The organism is Kitasatospora sp. NBC_01539, from assembly GCF_045040525.1.
GTDB lineage: Bacteria > Actinomycetota > Actinomycetes > Streptomycetales > Streptomycetaceae > Kitasatospora.
Genome location: NZ_CP109390.1, coordinates 3,689,428 through 3,705,085 on the forward strand (window position 1 = coordinate 3,689,428; position 15,658 = coordinate 3,705,085).

General features: G+C 75.0%; 18 protein-coding genes. 7 read left to right on the forward strand and 11 right to left on the reverse strand.

What is annotated here, in order from left to right:
• Nucleotides 1-18: 18 nt before the first annotated feature.
• Nucleotides 19-675, forward strand: coding sequence for an O-methyltransferase (locus tag OG335_RS15660; protein WP_405015415.1), 657 nt, complete (start codon nucleotides 19-21; stop codon nucleotides 673-675).
• 161 nt (nucleotides 676-836) lie between these two features.
• Here OG335_RS15660 and OG335_RS15665 read toward each other — a convergent pair whose 3' ends face one another.
• On the reverse strand, nucleotides 837-1,004 hold the full coding sequence (locus OG335_RS15665) for a DUF3117 domain-containing protein (protein ID WP_014137929.1): 168 nt from the start codon (nucleotides 1,002-1,004) through the stop codon (nucleotides 837-839).
• Between the two features lie 321 nt (nucleotides 1,005-1,325).
• On the opposite strand from OG335_RS15665, the gene OG335_RS15670 reads away from it, so the two are divergent.
• Entirely contained in the window at nucleotides 1,326-2,126 is an 801-nt protein-coding gene (locus OG335_RS15670; protein ID WP_405011726.1) for an enoyl-CoA hydratase/isomerase family protein, read from the forward strand.
• Nucleotides 2,127-2,139: 13 nt separating this feature from the next.
• Here OG335_RS15670 and OG335_RS15675 read toward each other — a convergent pair whose 3' ends face one another.
• Both OG335_RS15675 and OG335_RS15680 read right to left on the reverse strand, forming a co-directional pair.
• Entirely contained in the window at nucleotides 2,140-2,733 is a 594-nt protein-coding gene (locus OG335_RS15675) for a DNA-3-methyladenine glycosylase I (RefSeq protein WP_405011727.1), read from the reverse strand.
• Complete coding sequence (locus OG335_RS15680; protein ID WP_405011728.1) at nucleotides 2,730-3,173, reverse strand: DivIVA domain-containing protein; 444 nt, start codon at nucleotides 3,171-3,173, stop codon at nucleotides 2,730-2,732. The genes OG335_RS15675 and OG335_RS15680 overlap by 4 nt, the downstream gene beginning before the upstream one ends.
• Nucleotides 3,174-3,333: 160 nt before the next feature.
• Between OG335_RS15680 and folP the strand changes: the two genes are divergently transcribed.
• The gene (folP, locus tag OG335_RS15685) at nucleotides 3,334-4,146 is read left to right on the forward strand and encodes a dihydropteroate synthase (RefSeq protein ID WP_405015416.1); all 813 of its coding nucleotides are present in this window, start codon (nucleotides 3,334-3,336) and stop codon (nucleotides 4,144-4,146) included.
• A gap of 63 nt (nucleotides 4,147-4,209) precedes the next feature.
• Here folP and OG335_RS15690 read toward each other — a convergent pair whose 3' ends face one another.
• Nucleotides 4,210-5,022: a TIGR00730 family Rossman fold protein gene (locus OG335_RS15690; RefSeq protein WP_405011729.1), complete on the reverse strand. Its 813-nt coding sequence runs from the start codon at nucleotides 5,020-5,022 to the stop codon at nucleotides 4,210-4,212.
• 63 nt (nucleotides 5,023-5,085) lie between these two features.
• The gene (gene dapE / locus OG335_RS15695; protein WP_405011730.1) at nucleotides 5,086-6,156 is read right to left on the reverse strand and encodes a succinyl-diaminopimelate desuccinylase; all 1,071 of its coding nucleotides are present in this window, start codon (nucleotides 6,154-6,156) and stop codon (nucleotides 5,086-5,088) included.
• A gap of 114 nt (nucleotides 6,157-6,270) precedes the next feature.
• Between dapE and OG335_RS15700 the strand changes: the two genes are divergently transcribed.
• The gene (locus OG335_RS15700) at nucleotides 6,271-7,299 is read left to right on the forward strand and encodes a hypothetical protein (RefSeq protein ID WP_405011731.1); all 1,029 of its coding nucleotides are present in this window, start codon (nucleotides 6,271-6,273) and stop codon (nucleotides 7,297-7,299) included.
• A gap of 311 nt (nucleotides 7,300-7,610) precedes the next feature.
• Nucleotides 7,611-8,339, forward strand: a complete 729-nt coding sequence (locus OG335_RS15705) for a hypothetical protein (RefSeq protein WP_405011732.1) — start codon at nucleotides 7,611-7,613, stop codon at nucleotides 8,337-8,339.
• Nucleotides 8,340-8,407: 68 nt separating this feature from the next.
• On the opposite strand, the gene dapC is transcribed toward OG335_RS15705, so the two are convergent.
• A complete protein-coding gene (gene dapC, locus OG335_RS15710) occupies nucleotides 8,408-9,553 on the reverse strand; it encodes a succinyldiaminopimelate transaminase (RefSeq protein ID WP_405011733.1) in 1,146 nt (381 codons plus the stop codon).
• Nucleotides 9,554-9,578: 25 nt separating this feature from the next.
• Nucleotides 9,579-9,905 carry a ferredoxin gene (fdxA, locus tag OG335_RS15715; protein ID WP_405011734.1) on the reverse strand — a complete coding sequence of 109 codons (327 nt, stop codon included), beginning with the start codon at nucleotides 9,903-9,905 and terminating at the stop codon, nucleotides 9,579-9,581.
• Nucleotides 9,906-10,035: 130 nt separating this feature from the next.
• On the opposite strand from fdxA, the gene OG335_RS15720 reads away from it, so the two are divergent.
• Nucleotides 10,036-11,049, forward strand: a complete 1,014-nt coding sequence (locus OG335_RS15720) for a GNAT family N-acetyltransferase (RefSeq protein WP_405011735.1) — start codon at nucleotides 10,036-10,038, stop codon at nucleotides 11,047-11,049.
• 37 nt (nucleotides 11,050-11,086) lie between these two features.
• Nucleotides 11,087-11,965: a transglutaminase family protein gene (locus tag OG335_RS15725; protein WP_405011736.1), complete on the forward strand. Its 879-nt coding sequence runs from the start codon at nucleotides 11,087-11,089 to the stop codon at nucleotides 11,963-11,965.
• 18 nt (nucleotides 11,966-11,983) lie between these two features.
• Here the strand turns inward: OG335_RS15725 and OG335_RS15730 are convergent, their stop codons facing one another.
• From OG335_RS15730 to OG335_RS15745, 4 genes are read right to left on the reverse strand one after another with little or no spacing between them, the layout of a single operon-like run.
• Nucleotides 11,984-12,589, reverse strand: coding sequence for a DNA-binding response regulator (locus OG335_RS15730; protein WP_405011737.1), 606 nt, complete (start codon nucleotides 12,587-12,589; stop codon nucleotides 11,984-11,986).
• The gene (locus tag OG335_RS15735; protein ID WP_405011738.1) at nucleotides 12,586-13,833 is read right to left on the reverse strand and encodes a sensor histidine kinase; all 1,248 of its coding nucleotides are present in this window, start codon (nucleotides 13,831-13,833) and stop codon (nucleotides 12,586-12,588) included. Before OG335_RS15735 ends, OG335_RS15730 begins: the two co-directional genes overlap by 4 nt.
• An 8-nt stretch (nucleotides 13,834-13,841) precedes the next feature.
• On the reverse strand, nucleotides 13,842-14,564 hold the full coding sequence (locus OG335_RS15740; RefSeq protein WP_405011739.1) for an ABC transporter permease: 723 nt from the start codon (nucleotides 14,562-14,564) through the stop codon (nucleotides 13,842-13,844).
• Complete coding sequence (locus OG335_RS15745) at nucleotides 14,561-15,544, reverse strand: ABC transporter ATP-binding protein (RefSeq protein WP_405011740.1); 984 nt, start codon at nucleotides 15,542-15,544, stop codon at nucleotides 14,561-14,563. The genes OG335_RS15740 and OG335_RS15745 overlap by 4 nt, the downstream gene beginning before the upstream one ends.
• Between the last annotated feature and the right edge of the window lie 114 nt (nucleotides 15,545-15,658).

The window sequence follows — 15,658 nt, forward strand, 5'->3', positions numbered from 1 at the left end:
TGTCGACATCGGGTCGGCATCCGTCGCTTCGGAGAGGCAACCATCACCGAGTTCGGGCCCGAGCGGGCGGCCCTCGCCGACACCTACGTCGGCGAGGACGCGGTGCTGACCTACGCCCGGGCCCAGTCCGCACGGACGGGCATACGGGCGATCGGCCCGAGCGGCGGCGCCTTCCTGCGGCTGCTCGCCGCCGCCCTGGGGGCGAAGTCCGTCGCGGAGATCGGCACCGGCACCGGCGTCTCCGGCGTGTACCTGCTGCGCGGCATGCGGCCGGACGGCGTGCTGACCACCGTGGACACCGAGCCGGTGCGGCAGCAGTACGCCCGCGAGGCCTACCTGGCGGCCGGGTTCGCACCCAACCGGGCCCGGTTCATCCCGGGCCGCGCGCTCGACGTCCTGCCGCGGCTCGCCGACGGCCAGTACGACCTGGTGTTCTGCGACGGCGACCCGGCCGAGTCGCAGGCCTACCTCACCGAGTCGCTGCGGCTGCTGCGGCCCGGCGGCACGGTCTGCTTCGAGGGCGTCTTCCAGGAGGGCCGGCTCACCGAGCCCGACCAGGACGACCCGCAGACCCACGCGGTGCGCGAGCTCGTCCGCGAGGTGCGCGAGAGCGACCGGCTGCTGCCCGCGCTGCTGCCGGTCAGCGACGGCCTGCTCTGCGCCGTGAAGCGCTGAGGCGCGGCAGGCGGCAGGCGGCACGGCGGGCAGCGGCACGGCACGGCAGCGGCACGGCGGGGGGCGGGGAACCGCTCCGGGCACGGCACAGGGCCCGGATTCTCGCTCGAATCCGGGCCCTGTCGGCATCTCCGGGAGAGATGAGGGGAGCACCCGCTGCGTCAGCCGCAGGCCTTCTTCAGGGCCTCGCCCAGGGCGTCGGCCTCATCGGGCGTCAGCTCCACCACCAGGCGACCGCCGCCTTCGAGCGGGACACGCATGATGATGCCCCGCCCCTCCTTGGTGACCTCGAGCGGGCCGTCACCCGTCCGCGGCTTCATGGCCGCCATGCTCGTTCCCCTTCCTGCAACCGCTCAGCTCCGTACCGGCGGTCCGTCCACCACCGGTATCGAACGCATTGATCGGAAGCCATTATCCCGCATCCCGCACCCCGATGACCAACATCACCCTCCACGCGACGGTGCGCACACCCTCCCACCCTGCCCGGACACCGGCCCGGAGGGCCGTTCCGGCGGTCCCCGGGCGGACATCCGGAGGTGCGATACCTCACACTCCCCAGCCGGGCCCCCGCTCCGTCATGCTGGGTCAGGCGCCGGCCCCCGGCCTGCGGCGCCGCGCCCGACCGACCGACGATCAGGGAGCCCTCACCCATGTCCGACCCGGTGCTGTACGAGCTCGACGGCGGCCTGGCCGTCATCACCATCAACCGGCCGGAGGCGATGAACGCCCTCGACGTCGCGACCAAGGTGGCGCTGCGCGACACCGTCACCGAGGCGGCGGCAGACCCGGCGGTGCGCGCCGTGCTGCTGACCGGCGCCGGCGACCGGGCGTTCTGCGTCGGCCAGGACCTCAAGGAGCACCTGGGCCTGCTCCAGCAGGCCGAGGTGACGGGCGAGGGCGCCCTCCGGACGGTGGCCGAGCACTACAACCCGCTGCTGAGGGCCCTGGCCGGGATGCGCAAGCCGACCGTCGCCGCGGTCAACGGCGTCGCGGCGGGCGCCGGCGCGGGCCTCGCGTTCGCCTGCGACTTCCGGATCGTCGCCGACACCGCGGGCTTCAACACGTCGTTCGTCGGGGTCGCGCTGACCGCCGACTCGGGCGTCTCCTGGACGCTGCCGCGGCTGGTCGGCCATGCCCGCGCCACCGAGCTGCTGATGTTCCCCCGGACGGTCAAGGCCGACGAGGCGCTCGGCCTCGGGCTCGCGACCCGGGTCGTGCCGACCGTCGAACTCGCCGACACGGCGCGGGCGTTCGCCGCCCAGCTGGCCGCCGGTCCGACCGTCGCGTACGGCGCCGTGAAGGAGTCGCTCGCCTACGGCGCCTCGCACGGCCTGAGCGAGGCGCTCGACAAGGAGGACGAGCTGCAGACCCTGGCCGGCGAGGCCGAGGACCACCGCATCGCGGTGCGCGCCTTCGTCGCCAAGGAGCAGCCGCGCTACACCGGCCGCTGAGCGGGCAGCCGCGCTACACCGGCCGCCGAGCGGTGCCCGCACCCCGCACGTGACAGTCCACCAGGTGGTCGTCGACCAGGCCGCAGGCCTGCATCAGGGCATAGGCGGTGGTCGGGCCGACGAAGCGGAAGCCCTGTTTCCTGAGTTCCTTCGCCAGCGCGGTGGACTCCGGGGTCACGGCCGGCACCTCGGCGAGCGTCCGGGGGGCCGGCCCGCCCCGGTCGGGGGCGAAGCCCCAGATCAGGGCGGAGAGGCCGCCGTCCAGGTCCTGGGCGGCGCGGGCGTTGGCCAGCGTCGCCTCGATCTTGGCGCGGTTGCGGATGATGCCGGCGTCCTGCACGAGGCGCTCGACGTCGTCCGGGCCGAACCCGGCCACCTCGGCGATCGAGAACCCGGCGAACGCGGCCCGGAAGCCCTCCCGGCGGCGCAGGATGGTGATCCACGACAGGCCGGACTGGAACGCCTCCAGGCTGACGCGTTCGAACAGCGCGTCGTCCCCGTGCACCGGCCGGCCCCACTCGGTGTCGTGGTAGACCCGGTAGTCGTCCGCGGACTCGCCCCAGCCGCAGCGCAGCAGGCCGTCCGGGCCGGGCACGGCGCCGGTCACGGCTGCCCCGCGCCGGGCTTCTTCTCCAGGTCGGCCTTGGGCGCGGCGGCCGTCTCCGGGCCCTCGGGCTCCGGTTCGACCACGGCGGCGAACGCCTCCAGGCCGGGCAGCGGCTCGTCCGTCGCGGCGGCCGCCGGGGCGGCCTCCACCGCGCCCCGGACCACCGCGGACGCCTCCAGCTCGGCGATCCGTGCGTCGCGCAGCGCGAGCTCGGCGCCGAGCCGGTCGAGCACGGTGTCGACCTCGTCCATGCGGTAACCGCGGACGGCCATCGGCAGCCGCAGTTCGTCCACGTCATGCCGGGCCAGCGGACGGTCGTGCGGAAGCCGGGCGGCGATCCTGTCCGGCACCGCCTCCGCCAGCGTCCCGCCCCCGCCGAGTGCCACCAGCGCGGCACCCCCGACCACCACGGCCATCGCGGCCACGATCACCCAGAACACGAGCCGTCCTCCGTCTGTCCCCGGCCCGTCTCCGGCAATGGTGGGATCATGGTCCCCGGACAGGCCGGGGCCCATCATTGCACCCGGGCGAGCTGTGGAGGAGATTCCGGTGGCACTGCGCCTTGGCCCGCGTGAGTTCGGCGACGACGAACTGGTGATCATGGCCATCGTCAACCGCACGCCCGACTCCTTCTTCGACCGGGGCGCCACCTTCGCCGACGAGGCCGCCTTCGCCGCCGCGGACCGCGCGGTCGCCGCCGGGGCGGCCATCCTCGACATCGGCGGCGTCAAGGCCGGACCGGGCGAGGAGGTCACCGTCGAGGAGGAGCTGCGCCGCACCGTGCCGTTCGTGGCGGAGCTGCGCAAGCGCCACCCGGACGCGGTGATCAGCGTCGACACCTGGCGGCACGAGGTCGGGGAGGCGGTCTGCGAGGTCGGCGCCGACCTGCTGAACGACGCGTGGGGCGGGGTCGACCCGAAGCTCGCCGAGGTCGCCGCCCGGCACGACGTCGGCCTGGTCTGCACGCACGCGGGCGGGGCCGAGCCGCGCACCCGTCCGCACCGGGTCGGCTACGAGGACGTCATGGCCGACATCCTGCGGGTCACGGTCGGGCTGGCCGAGCGGGCCGCGGGACTGGGCGTGCGGCGGGACGCGCTGATCATCGACCCGGGCCACGACTTCGGCAAGAACACCCGGCACTCGCTGGAGGCGACCCGCCGGCTGCCCGAGATGACCGCGACCGGCTTCCCGGTGCTGGTCTCGCTCTCCAACAAGGACTTCGTCGGCGAGACGCTGGACCGCCCGGTCGACGAGCGGCTGCTCGGCACCCTGGCCACCACCGCGGTCTCGGCCTGGCTCGGCGCGCAGGTCTACCGGGTGCACCAGGTGGAGGAGACCCGCCAGGTGCTCGACATGGTGGCCTCGATCCGCGGGGTCCGGCCCCCGGCGGTGGCCCGCCGGGGGCTCGCGTAGCGGACGGCGGGGCGGGCCCGGTGCCGGACGGCGGCGCGGGCCCGGTGCCGCCCGTGCCGCGGTTCAGACCGCGGTGCCGTTCGGGCGGCGGCTCGCTTCGAGGATCTTCAGGACGTCCTCGATGTCGTCGGTGACGTGGAAGAGCTCCAGGTCCTTCGGCGACGCCTTGCCCTGCGCGATGAGGGTGCCCTTCAGCCACTCGACCAGGCCGCCCCAGTACGCGGTGCCGAAGAGGATCACCGGGAAGCGGGTCACCTTGCCGGTCTGCACGAGCGTGAGCGCCTCGAAGAGCTCGTCCAGCGTGCCGAGGCCGCCGGGCAGCACCACGAAGCCCTGCGAGTACTTCACGAACATCGTCTTGCGGACGAAGAAGTAGCGGAAGTTGAGCCCCAGGTCGACGAACTCGTTGAGGCCCTGCTCGAAGGGCAGCTCGATGCCGAGGCCGACGGAGAGCCCGCCCGCGTCGGAGGCGCCGCGGTTGGCGGCCTCCATCGCGCCGGGGCCGCCGCCGGTGATCACCGCGTAGCCGGCCTCGGCGAGGGCCCGGCCGATCGCCACGCCCGCGGCGTACTCGGGCGAGTCGACCGGGGTGCGCGCGGAACCGAACACGCTCACCGCGGCGGGCAGTTCCGCGAGCGCGCCGAAGCCCTCGACGAACTCCGAGGTGATCCGCAGGACCCGCCACGGGTCGGTGTGCAGCCAGTCGGTGGGGCCGGTGGTGTCCAGCAGTCGCTGGTCGGTGGTGCTGGTGCCCACCTGGTCGCGGCGGAGGAGCACCGGGCCCTTCTGCTTCTCCGGCCAGGGCTTCTTGGCCGAGGGCGCGTCGACTTCTTCGGGTCCGTGCCCGTAGTGGTGTACGTCTCCAGTGCCTGTCATGACGAAACCCTACGCCCGCCGTCCACCGTTTTCGGTGAACGGCGGTCCACCTCCGGGCGGCCTTCAGGCGAGCCAGGCGCGCAGCCGCTCCTCGACCGTGGCGATGGCCGTGAGCGAGCAGTGCTCGTCCCGCTTGTGGGCGAGGTTCGGGTCGCCGGGGCCGTAGTTGACCGCGGGCACGCCGAGCGCGGTGAACCGGGCGACGTCCGTCCAGCCGAACTTCGCGCGCGGCTCGCCGCCGACGGCCTCCAGGAAGGCCCGGGCGGCCGGGCGGGCGAGGCCGGGCAGCGCGCCCGGGGAGCTGTCGGTGACGGCCACCGGGAAGCCCGCGAACACCTCGCGGAGGTGCTCGACGGCCTCCGCCTCGCTGCGGTCCGGCGCGTAGCGGAAGTTGACCTGCACCGTGCACTCGTCGGGGATGACGTTGCCCGCGACACCGCCGTCGATCCGGGTGGCGTTGAGGCCCTCGCGGTACTCCAGGCCGTCGATGAGCACCCGCCGCGGCTCGTACGCGTCGAGCCGGCGGAGCACCTCGACGGCCTTGTGGATCGCGTTGTCGCCGAGCCAGCTGCGGGCCGAGTGCGCGCGGGTGCCGGTGAGCGTGACCTCGACCCGCACGGTGCCCTGGCAGCCGCCCTCGACGACGGCGCCGCTCGGCTCCATGAGCACGGCGAAGTCGGCCTCCAGCCAGTCCGGGTGCTCCTTGGCGAGGTGCCCGAGGCCGTTGCGGGTGGCCTCGATCTCCTCGCAGTCGTAGAAGACGTACGTGAGGTCGCGGTTGGGCTCGGCGAGGGTCGCGGCGAGCCGGAGCTGCACGGCGACGCCGGACTTCATGTCGGAGGTGCCGCAGCCGTAGAGGAGGTCGCCCTCGACGTACGAGGGCAGGTTGTCGGCGATCGGCACGGTGTCGAGGTGGCCGGCGAGCAGCACCCGCTCGGCGCGGCCGAGGTTCGTGCGGGCGACGACGTTGTTGCCGTACCGGTCGACGGTCAGGTGCGGCAGGTCCCGCAGGGCGGTCTCGACGGCGTCCGCGAGGGCCTGCTCGTCGCCGCTGACGGACGGGAAGTCGACCAGCCGGGCGGTCAGCGCACCGCCGTCGAGGGTCAGGTCGAGGGACGTGTTCGGGCTGCTCATGGTCGTTCAGCCTATCGGTGCGGGACCTCCGGCGGGCGCAGCGCGCAACCGGCGGGGGCGCACCGCCGTCCGAGTGGGTACGGTGTGCGCGGAACGCGAGCGAGAGGTGCGGCGGTGGCAGGGACGGATGGCGGGCCGGAGCGGGTCGCGGGGCCGCGGCGCCGGCGTCGGCGGTCCCGGTTCCTGCGGCGGCTGCTGGTCGGCGTCGTGGTGCTCGCGCTGGCGGGCGGCCTGGTGCTGTACTTCAACCGCGACAAGCTGATCGTGCCGCCGGAGGGCTGCCGGATCACCACGGCCGCGGGCACCGGCACGCTCGACCTCACGCAGGCCGCCAACGCGGCGACGATCACCGCGGTGGCGCTCTCCCGCGGGCTGCCGGAGCGTGCCGTCACGATCGCGCTGGCCACCGCCATGCAGGAGTCGAAGATCTACAACCTGGACGGCGGCGACCGCGACTCGGTCGGCCTCTTCCAGCAGCGGCCCTCGCAGGGCTGGGGCACCGCCGCGCAGATCAGGGACCCGGTGTACGCGACCAACAAGTTCCTGGACGGCCTGGTGAAGGTGCCGGGCTACGCCCGGATCCCGCTGACGGACGCCGCCCAGCAGGTGCAGAAGAGCGGCTACCCGCAGGCGTACGCGAAGCACGAGTCGAACGCGACGCTGGTCTCCTCGGTGCTGACGGGCCGCGAGCAGGCCGCGCTGGACTGCGTGGTGCACGAGCTGTCCGCACCCGCGGCGGCGTCCTCCGCCCCGGGCTCCCCGTCCCCGTCGGCCTCCGTCTCGGCGGCGCCGTCGACGGGGGCGCAGCGGTCCGCGGAAGTCTCCGAGCGGGTCCGGCGGGAGTTCGGCCGGGTGGTGGCGGTGGGCCCGGCGGAGAAGTCCCCGGAGGACCCGCGTCCGGCCCTGGCGCTGGCCCCGCAGACCTCGGCGTCGACGGGCTCCGGCCCGGAGGGCGTGCGGCAGGCGGGCTGGGCGGTCGCGCAGTGGGCGGTGGCGCAGTCGCGGGAGCTGGGGATCGGCTCGGTGGAGTACGACGGCAGGGTGTGGCGGTTCGACCGGCCCACGGACGGCTGGAAGCCGCTGCAGGAGGGGGCGCGGGTCGACCGGGTGCGGCTCACCCTCGGCGCGCCGGTGCGGGCATGACGACGCGTTGACGAACGCGTGAGCAGCCGTCGCCCCCGGGGGTGATCCGGGCGGGGCGGCGTGGACGCCGCCCGGTGGCGCGCGCCCGGCCGCGGACGGCTCCGCGCGGGTGGCGTCCGGCCCCTGCGGGACAAGGGGAGTGACGGTTCCTCGGGGGCCCCGGAACGCCTCCCCGGCAGGGCGGTACCGGTAAGAGGATCGTCGGATCTTTGCCCGCCCTTTACCTTCACCGGCCGAAACCTTCCCGACGCCTGAGCGGTAATCACGTCGTCCGCTCGCGGACCGTCATGTCCTCACCTCTTAGGAGCACCATGTCTCACCCCCTCAAGCGCCGGATCGCCCAGGCCGCCCTGCTCGTCGCGGCCGGAGCGACCCCGCTGCTCGCCGCCGGCCACGCCTCGGCCGCCGACCTGGTGCCGCAGGGGACCGACCTGGGATCCGGCCTCACCCAGCTCGACTCCCCCGGCGGCACCGTGCAGGGCGCGGCCCACGAGCTCGGCCAGTCCGCCGGTGCCACCGGCGCCGCGACCGTCGCGACCGGCGTGCCCGCCACGAGCGACGCGGCCGGCCACACCGTGGCCTCCGCCCTGCCGGACGCCGACCAGGCCCTCGGCCCGATCAGCGGCACCGCCGGGAAGACCACCGCCGCCACCGGCGCGCTCACCACCGTGGCCGGCCAGGTCGCCCCCGCCCTGGTCGACCGGGCGGGCCCGGCGCTCGCCGAGAAGGTGCTGCCCTCCGTGCCCGGCACCCGCAGCGCCAACGCCGCGTCCCCGCTCGGCGCCGTCACCGGCGCGCTGCCCACCAGCGGCCTGCCGACCGGCACCCTCACCAGCGCCCTGCCGACCGGCGGCATCCCGCAGGCGCTCCCGGGCGCCGACGCCCTGGGCACCCTGACCGGCGCCCCGGCCGCGAGCAACCGCCTCGGCGGCGTGCCGTCGCTGGGCTCCAACCCGGCCGACCTGCTCGGCGGCGTGGGTGCGCTCGGCCCGGTCGGCGGCCTGCTCGGCGGCATCGGCGGCGGCGGCATCGGCGGCTGATCCCGCCCCCGCAACGCCGTGAGGGCCGGCCCGTCGGGGCCGGCCCTCACGCGCGTCGTCCGCCGGTCTCAGCCGCCGAGCCGCTCCACCGCGGCCCGCACCCGCTCGTCGGTGGCGGTGAACGCCACCCGCACGTGCCGCTCGCCCGCCGGGCCGTAGAAGTCGCCCGGCGCCACCAGGATGCCGAGCCCGGCGAGTTCGCCGACCGTCTCCCAGCAGGGCCGCCCCTGGGTCGCCCACAGGTAGAGGCTCGCCTCGGAGTGCTCGATGGTGAAGCCGTACGCCTCCAGCGCCGCCCGCAGGGCGGAGCGCCGGGCCGCGTACCGGTGCCGCTGCTCCTCGACGTGCGCGTCGTCGGCCAGCGCGGCGACGGTCGCCGCCTGCACGGGTGCGGGCACGATCATGCCGCCGTGCTTGCGGATCTCCAGCAGCTCCCGGACGACGACCTCGTCGCCCGCGACGAAGGAGGCCCGGTAGCCGGCCAGGTTGGAGCGCTTGGAGAGCGAGTGCACGGCCAGCAGGCCCTCGTGCGAGCCGCCGCACACCTCGGGGTGCAGCACCGACACCGGCTCCGCCTCCCAGCCCAGCTCCAGGTAGCACTCGTCGCTGACGAGCAGCACGCCGTGCTCCCGCGCCCAGGCGACGGCGCGGCGCAGCGCGTCCGCCCCGAGCACCCGGCCGGTCGGGTTGGACGGCGAGTTCAGCCAGAGCAGCCGCACCCGGGAGCCGTCGAGCTCGTCCACGTCGTCGTACGCCACCGGCTCGGCACCGCACAGCCGCGCGCCGACCTCGTACGTCGGGTAGGCCAGGCGCGGATAGGCCACCTGGTCGCCCGGGCCGAGGCCCAGCTGTCCGGGCAGCCAGGCCACCAGCTCCTTGGAGCCGACGGTGGGCAGCACGGCCTGCGGGCCGATGTCGGCGCCGACCCGGCGGTGCAGCCAGCCGGCGACGGCCTCGCGCAGCTCGACCGGGCCCCAGACGGTGGGATAGCCGGGGGTGTCCGTGCTGGCGGCCAGCGCCTTCTGGATCACCTCCGGCACGGGGTCGACCGGGGTGCCCACGGAGAAGTCGCACAGACCTCCGGGGTGGGCGAGCGCGGTGCGCTTGTACGGCTCCAGGCGGTCCCAGGGGAAGGCGGGCAGCAGCTCGGATACGCGGCGCGCCGCCCCCGGGTGTCCCGGGAACGGCGCGCGCGCGGTGTGGTTGGTGCTCACGGCTCAGTTGTCACCGATCGGTTGGTCAGTGGCCGGCGTTCTGCGGCGGGAGCGCGGCGATGAACGGGTGGTCCTTGTCGATCACACCGAGCTTGGAGGCGCCACCGGGCGAACCGAGGTCGTCGAAGAACTCGACGTTCGCCTTGTAGTAGTCCTTCCACTCCTCGGGAGTGTCGTCCTCGTAGAAGATCGCCTCGACCGGGCAGACCGGCTCGCAGGCGCCGCAGTCGACACACTCATCCGGGTGGATGTAGAGGGAACGCTCGCCCTCGTAGATGCAGTCGACCGGGCACTCTTCGATACAGGCCTTGTCCTTGACGTCGACACAAGGCTGCGCGATGACGTAGGTCACGCTGTCGTTCCTCCTCGGAAGGGCTGGCGGCCCAAACTGTTTGCTTGCGTGCGCGGGTGAGCGCGGCGTCGTCGATGCCCGCCCCTAGTATCGCGGGTCGGGGACGGCAAATGCACAGGAGGTGCCCTTGATGGCGGACGGAAGCGTGGCGGCGGGCCGCCCCGAGGTCCGGATGGACCGCTCTGACGTGGGACGACGGGTCTCCGCCCGGCGGATCTCCGAGCTGGTCGACGGACGTCCGGTGTTCCGCGATGTGGTCGGCGTGCTCGTATCCTGGGACGACACGGGCCTCACGGTGGTGCCGCGCAGCGGCGGACCGGTCTCCTTCGCCGAGAACCTGCTGGTCGCGGGGAAGCCCGTGCCGCCGTTCCCGGCCCGTCCCGCCCGGACGCCGTCCGCCGGACCGGTCGAGCTCCAGCGGATCGCCGCCCGCAGCTGGCCGGCCGTCGAGCAGGAGCGGCTCGGCGGGTGGGTGCTGCGCGCCTCGGCCGGCTTCACCCGCCGGGCCAACTCCGTCCAGGCCCTCGGCGACCCCGGCCGGCCGCTGCCGCAGGCCCTCGCGGAGGCCGACGCCTGGTACGCCGCCCGCGGCCTGCCCGCCTACGTCGAGGTGGTCACGCCCGGTTCGCCCGACGACCTGGCCGCCGAACTCGACCGGCTCGGCGCCGGCCTGGCGAAGACCCTCTTCCGCACCGCCCCGCTGGCACCGCTCGCCCGGCTCGGCGGCCCGCACGAGCGTGTCCGGCTGTCGCGCACCGCGGGCCCGGCCTGGATGTCCCGCTACCGCCGGGTCGGCCGGGACCCCGCGCTGGAGCAGGCCGCGGCCGCGGTGCTGCACGGCGGGCCGTCCGTCTGGTTCGCCACCGTGCCCGGCCCGCCCGGTGCCGCGCCGCTCGCCATCGGCAGGCTCGCCGTCGACGGCCCGTGGGCGTGCTTCGGGGCGATCGAGGTCGATCCGGAGGCCCGGCGCTCCGGCCTGGCGACGGCCGTGATGGCCGTGCTCGCCGCGCGGGCCGCCGAGGAGGGCGCGACCGGCGCCTACCTGCAGGTCGAGGAGGAGAACACCGGGGCCGTCGCCCTCTACGATCGTCTGGGTTTCACCACCAGTCACACTTACCACTACGCCCGGCTCCCGCAGCGGTAGCGTTCCCCTCGCCAGTTCTGTCCCCACGAAGGCTGCTGTGACCGAGCAGAGCAGATCCCGCTTCCGTTCCGAGGCCCGGGCCGAGCACCCCGATCCGGTGCTGCTCTGCCTGCTCGCGGCCGCCGAGCACCTGCTGGACCCCGCCCCCGGCGAGGCCGAACCCGGCCCGCCGCCCACCCTGGAGGAACTGCTCTCCGGGTGCCAGGCGGCGCTGGACCGGCACGCCGCCGCGGTGCGCCTCGCCGTCGCCGAACGCCGGCCGTCGGGGCCGGAGGAGACGGCCGCGCTGCTCGCCGCGGTGCTGGGCGGCCGGGAGCGGTTCCACGGCCGGAAGGGCGACTACCGGCGGCTGGGGTCGTCCCTGCTGCCGGAGGTGCTGCGGCGCCGGCGCGGCCTGCCGATCACGCTGTCGCTGGTGTGGATCGGCGTGGCGGCGCGGGCCGGTCTCACCGTGCACGGCGTCGCCCTGCCCGGCCACTTCATCGTCGCGGTCGGCGGGCCGGGCGGCGGCAGCGACTACGTGCTGGCCGATCCGTTCCACGGCGGGCGGCTGCTCGACCTCGACGACGCCGGCCGGCTCGTGACCGCTTCCGGTCACGACTTCTCCGCCGAACTCCTCACCCCTGCGCAGCCGCTGGACATCGTGCTGCGGGTGCTCGGCAACATCCGGGCCTGGGCCGCGGACCGTCCGGAGCAGGCCCGCACCCAGCTCTGGGCGACCGAGCTCGCCCTCCTGCTGCCGCGCCACCCCGCGCAGTTGCGCCTGGAGCGCGCCGAACTCCTCGTCCGCACGGGCGACTTCCTCGGCGGTGCGGCGGAGATGGACGCCTACGCGCAGATCCTGGACGCGTTCGACCCGGAGAACGCCGGCACGGTGCGCCAGGCGGCCCGCGCCGCCCGCCACCGCCTCAACTGATCCGGACGGCAGGGCCGTTCACAACCAGCCCTTCTCCTTCGCGATCCGCACCGCCTCCGTGCGGTTGCGGGCGCCGGTCTTCTGGATCGCCATCGACAGGTAGTTGCGGACGGTGCCCTCCGACAGGTGCAGCCGGCGCGCGACGTCCGCGTTGACCGAGCCGTCGGCGGCCGCGGCGAGCACGTCCGACTCCCTTCCGGTGAGCGGGTTCGCGCCTTCCGCGAGCGCGGCGGCGGCCAGCGTCGGGTCGATCACCCGCTCGCCGCGCAGCACCCGCCGGATCGCCTCCGCGAGCTCGGAGGCCGGCGCGTCCTTCACCAGGAAGGCGTCGGCGCCGGACTCCATGGCGCGGCGCAGGTAGCCCGGCCGGCCGAAGGTCGTGGCGATCACCACGCGGGTCTCCGGACGCCGGCGGCGCAGCAGCGCGGCCGCCTCGATGCCGGTCAGGCCGGGCATCTCGATGTCCAGCACCGCGACGTCGACCGCGTGCGCGACGGCCGCGTCGACGACCTCGTCGCCGCGGGCGACCTGCGCGACCACGTCGATGTCCCCCTCAAGGCCGAGGAGGGCGGCGAGCGCCTCGCGGACCATCCCCTGATCCTCGGCCAGCAGTACGCGAATCACTCGGGCACCCTACCGTCCGCCCCGGCGCGCACGGCCTCGACCGGCACGGAGGCCCGCAGCCGGAAGCCCCGGCCGCGCGGGCCCGGGCCGCTCTCCAGCCGTCCGCCGACCAGGGCGAGGCGCTCCGAGAGGCCCGAGAGGCCGTTGCCGGGCGCGGACTTGCCGGGGCCGCGGCCGTCGTCGGCGACCTCCAGGACGGCGTACCGCGCGCCGTCCGCCTCCCAGCTCTCGTCGAGGGTGACGGTGCAGACCGTCGCGCCGGTGCCGTGCCGGACGATGTTGGTGACGGCCTCCCGCAGGGCCCAGGCGAGCGCCCCGGCCCCCTCGGCGTCGAGTCCGGGCCGTCCGGCGGCGACCTCGGGCGCGACGTCCAGGGTGATCTGCGCCGTCGTCAGGGCCGTCCGGGCGGCGGCGAGTTCGACCGCCAGCGTGGGCCGGCGGAAGCCGCTGACGGCTTCCCGGACGTCGGTGAGCGACTGCCGGGCGACCTTCTCGATGTCGGCGACCTGCGTCCGCGCGTCGTCCTGCCGGCCGGCGTCGAGGAACCGGCCGGCGAGCTCGGTCTTGATGGTGATCAGCGACAGCGAGTGGCCGAGCAGGTCGTGCAGGTCGCGGGCGAGCCGCAGGCGCTCCTCGGAGGCCGCCAGGTGGGCCACCGCGGCCCGCGCCTCCCGCAGTTCGCGCATGGTGCTGATGAGCCGCTGCAGGCCCGTCATGGCCAGGCCGCTGAGGAAGCACGGCAGCAGGATCGCCGCGAGCGTGCCGGCGTCCGTGTGGGCCGCCAGCGCGACGACGAGCGCGAGCCCGGTGACGCCGCCCACCGCGGCCAGCGCGTACCGCGGCGGCGCCACCACGGCGATGCAGGTCGAGGTGTAGGTGAACAGCGTCAGCCAGGGCGGGCCGAGGGTCAGCGAGGCCCCGACCGAGAGGGCCAGCATCCCGGCCACGGTCACCAGGTTGCCCGCCGCCGAGGCCGTCGCGGTCGACCGCCGGGCCACCAGGGCGAGGTACGAGACCACGAACACCGCCAGCGCGAGGGCCCCCGCGACGGTGGCCGCCGTGCCGTGGCCGCCGCCGGTGAGGTCCTCCACCGGGTAGACCAGGTAGATCATCCACAGCGACATCCAGGCGAGCTTGACGACCAGCTGCCGGCGGTTGTCGACGGTCGAGCCGGGCACCGTCCGGAAGGACGCCCCGTCCTCGGTGGTGCGGTCGGCGCGGCGCGGCAGGAGTGTCCTCGGCATGCGGGCCATCATGCCTGGCGGGTGTCGCGGCGGTACAGGTAGGCGGCCGCGGCCACGAAGACGGCGAGGAAGGCGGCCATCCCGGCCACCGCGACGGTGTCCGTGCCGTGGCCCGGCTGCACGAACGCGGCCAGCCGGTTGTACAGGTAGACCGGGTCGAACCGGGCGAACGGCTCCAGCGAGCTCCCCACCGGGAACCACGTGCCGCCGAACAGCGCCATCACCATGTAGACGATCATGACGACCGGCTGCACCGCGTCCGGCTGCGCCGCGTAGCCGAGCGCCACGCCGAGCGCCGCGAAGACGAAGCTGCCCAGCCAGAGCACCGCCGCCAGGCCCAGCCACTGCCCCGCCGACAGCCGGACGCCCTCCACCGCGCCGATCGCGAACACCACCGCGATCGCGGGCAGCGTGGTCACCGCGCACGACGCGATCTTGCCGACGGTGTACGCCCGTCCGGGCAGGGCGGTCAGCCGCAGCTGCCGCACCCAGCCGCTCTTCCGCTCCAGCGAGATCCGCTGGGCCGAGCCGGTGAGCACCGCGCCGACCGCGCCGAAGGTGGCCATGGAGACCATGAAGTACGACTTCGCGGGGACGCCCCCGGCCACGTCGCCGCCGCTGTAGGCGCTGATGAAGAAGACGTACAGCAGGGCCGGGTAGAGCACGGTGAACATCACGTACCGCTTGTTGCGGAGGGTCCGCAGGATCTCCAGCCGGATCAGGGTGGTCATCGCGCGATCTCCTCGTCGTCCGCGGCGGCCCGGTCGAGGGCGGCCTGCTCGCCGGTGATGGTCAGGAAGGCCTGCTCCAGGCCGAGGCCGGTGACCTCCAGGCCGCGGGGGTACAGCCCGGCCCGGTAGAGGGCCGCCACGCCCGCGTCCGCGTCGGTGGAGCGGATCCGCACGGTGCGCACGCCGCCCGGGCGGCCCGTGACCTCCAGCGCGGCGGTGCCCGGCAGGCCGCGCAGCACCGGCTCCGGCACCTCGCCGTCGCCGGGGTGCAGCTCGAAGCTGATCCGGCGGGCCCCGGCCTTCGCCTTGATCTCGGCGGAGGTGCCGTCGGCGATCAGCCGCCCGCGGTGCAGCACCAGCACCCGGTCGGCGACCGAGTCGGCCTCCTCCAGGTAGTGGGTGGCGAAGAGCACGGTGCGCCCGGCCGCGGCCTGCGCCCGCATGGACGCCCAGAACGCCTGCCGGACGGACACGTCCATGCCGGTGGTGGGCTCGTCGAGGACGATCAGGTCGTTGGCCCCGGCGACGGCGAGCGCGAAGCGCACCCGCTGCTCCTGGCCGCCGGAGAGCCTGTCGACCCTGCGGTCGGCGATCTCGGCGATGCCCGCCTCGGCGAGCACGGTGGCGGTGTCGTGCCCGCGGGGGTGGATCCGGCAGGCCAGCTCGACGAGTTCGCGCACCTTGACGTCGGTCATCAGGCCGCCGCTCTGCAGCATCGCGCCGACCCGGCCGGCCTCGACGGCGGCGCGCGGCGTGCCCCCGAAGAGCTCGACCGTGCCGTGGTCCGGTTCGCGCAGGCCGAGCAGCAGGTCGAGGCTGCTGGACTTGCCCGCGCCGTTGGGCCCCAGCAGGGCCACCGTCTCCCCCGCCCGCAGGACCAGGTCGAGCCCGTCGACCGCCCGCACCGGCCCGTAGCTCTTGCTGACGGACCGGAACGCGGCGACCTCCCCGCCCGGTGTCGTGCCCGTCGTGCCGCCCATGTCCGTGGGTCCTCCCGTGTGTGCCCCGCTGTCCCCTCCAGGGTGCGGACCACGGGCCCCCGGGCGGCAGTGCGGCCCGTCGTGTCCTCGGCATGACGGATGTCATGCCGAGGA

Coding starts and splice junctions, on each gene's coding strand:
- OG335_RS15740 (WP_405011739.1), bottom strand. CDS start 14,564: ATGACCACCCTGATCCGGCTGGAGATCCTGCGGACCCTCCGCAACAAG.
- OG335_RS15665 (WP_014137929.1), bottom strand. CDS start 1,004: ATGGCGGCCATGAAGCCGCGGACGGGTGACGGCCCGCTCGAGGTCACC.
- OG335_RS15670 (WP_405011726.1), top strand. CDS start 1,326: ATGTCCGACCCGGTGCTGTACGAGCTCGACGGCGGCCTGGCCGTCATC.
- folP (WP_405015416.1), top strand. CDS start 3,334: ATGGCCATCGTCAACCGCACGCCCGACTCCTTCTTCGACCGGGGCGCC.
- OG335_RS15690 (WP_405011729.1), bottom strand. CDS start 5,022: ATGACAGGCACTGGAGACGTACACCACTACGGGCACGGACCCGAAGAA.
- OG335_RS15705 (WP_405011732.1), top strand. CDS start 7,611: ATGTCTCACCCCCTCAAGCGCCGGATCGCCCAGGCCGCCCTGCTCGTC.
- OG335_RS15720 (WP_405011735.1), top strand. CDS start 10,036: ATGGCGGACGGAAGCGTGGCGGCGGGCCGCCCCGAGGTCCGGATGGAC.
- dapE (WP_405011730.1), bottom strand. CDS start 6,156: ATGAGCAGCCCGAACACGTCCCTCGACCTGACCCTCGACGGCGGTGCG.
- OG335_RS15745 (WP_405011740.1), bottom strand. CDS start 15,544: ATGGGCGGCACGACGGGCACGACACCGGGCGGGGAGGTCGCCGCGTTC.
- OG335_RS15735 (WP_405011738.1), bottom strand. CDS start 13,833: ATGCCGAGGACACTCCTGCCGCGCCGCGCCGACCGCACCACCGAGGAC.